Source organism: Desulfurobacteriaceae bacterium (genome assembly GCA_039832905.1).
GTDB lineage: Bacteria > Aquificota > Aquificia > Desulfurobacteriales > Desulfurobacteriaceae > Desulfurobacterium.
In genome coordinates this window covers 1-1,734 of record JBDOLX010000010.1, presented here as the reverse complement: position 1 = coordinate 1,734, position 1,734 = coordinate 1, and the positions used below count along the sequence as shown (strand labels likewise).

Annotated in this window: 2 protein-coding genes; both read right to left on the bottom strand. The window is 33.3% G+C overall.

Translation table 11 applies throughout. The annotated features are described in order from the left end of the window. On the bottom strand, positions 1-600 hold a 600-nt coding region (locus ABGX27_00345; GenBank protein MEO2067949.1), incomplete at its 3' end, for an HDOD domain-containing protein. A 1-nt stretch (position 601) separates the two neighbouring features. Then, the coding region (gene rsmB, locus ABGX27_00340) for a 16S rRNA (cytosine(967)-C(5))-methyltransferase RsmB (protein ID MEO2067948.1) at positions 602-1,734 on the bottom strand (1,133 nt) is incomplete at its 5' end.

Below are 1,734 nucleotides of genomic sequence, written 5' to 3'. Positions count from 1 at the left end.
GATTTCGATTACGTCCTCTTTTGATAGATCCTCAAAACTATTAAGATCAGCTCCAACTTCTGAAAACTTTTCACATACTTCCAGAAGTCTAAAAGCCTTCAACTTAAGTTGTCCGAGTTTACTATTGTCATCAAGCAAACCATTTACTACGTAGTCGGAAACTCCTGCTTTTTCTAAAATCTCCTTAATGGCCTTTTCTCCAACCTCTTTCTTAACTGGTTCCAATATTCCAACCATGTAAGCTTCGTCAGAGTGCTCAGGCAACGATTTTTCAGCAACAAATCTTAATAAGTAAGCAAACTTAAGGTACTTTTTAATTTCATCTCTACTTTTATTTTTCAACAGGGAAGTAGTTAAAAGAACAAAAATGTAGTCTTTAAGGTTCTTATATCCCAAGTAAGCAATTGCATGGACTATTGACTTAATCTCTTTTCTTAATCCAAAATAAGGAGAATTTATAAACTTTAAAAGTTTTGCTGAAAGGTTCGGATCCATACTGATTATGTCCGCAATAACTTCAAGCTCTTCTCCATCTATTAAAGCTTTTATTAGCCTCAACATTACTTCTCTGTTTAACTCTAACCTTTCAATATCAGCCATTTTAATCCCCCTTCTTCTGAAGCTTACAGTAAAAGAAACCGTCCATATTATCTTTATGAGGAAAAACTCTAAAATAACTGTGTTCTACTCTTTCAATTAACTCTTTCGGTAAATTATAAGGAATTAGTTCCTTAAAACCAATTTCAAGAGAGAATGCAAAGTTCTCCTCTCCCTCTTCTCTTTCTAACGAACAGGTACTATAAACAAGAATACCGTTAGGTTTCAAAAGTTCATAGCATACACGTAAAAGGTCTCTTTGTATCCTTTGGTTATGTTTAATTAAAGATATAGACTTATTCCACTTACCTTCTGGATGTCTTCTTATAACTCCAGTCCCACTACAAGGAGCATCGATCAATATTTTGTCAAAATAGTTTCTAAACTTTTCTAAAAATTTTCTATCTTTCCTGATATCAGTAATGATTGGTTCAACGTTTCTTATACCAAGTTTCTCTATATTTCTTTTCAGAAGCTCCATTCTCTCCCTACTTACATCAACAGCAATAACTCTTGCCCTATCCATAGTTAAAGACGATATTGCAGTGGTCTTTCCTCCTGGTGCAGCTCCAACATCAAGAATTAGTTCTCCTTCTCTTGGTTCTAAAAGATAAGCAGATAAAAAGGAAGCTGGATCCTGAATGTAGAAAAAACCCTCTTTATAACCAGGAATATCTTCAATAACAACTCTACCTTTTATTCTTACTAAGTCCTTAAAAAGAGGATGAAACTTGGCCTCTATTCCAGAAGAGATAAGAAGATTAAAAAACTTTTCTGGAGAAATTTTAATTCTGTTAACCCTTAAAAAAAGGGGAGCAACTTTATTTAAACTTTCGAGAAGTTCTTCAAGTTCACTTCCATAAAACGTTTTCCACCTTCTTACCATCCAAGTTTCAAAAGAATATAAAGTAGAAATCCTTTCCAATTCATCTTTTATAGAAGAGACTTCTTTTTTGTAATCAAAATTTAAAAGCCTTTTAGAAACAGCATTTACAAAACCAGCTACTTTTTTACCAAGAAGTTTTTTTATTGCCTCTACCGTTTCATTTATAGCAGCGTACTCTGGAACTCCTGTAAAAAAGAGCTGATAAGCAATAAGCCTTAAGCCATTTCTTACAGAGTTTTTCTGTTTCTTTA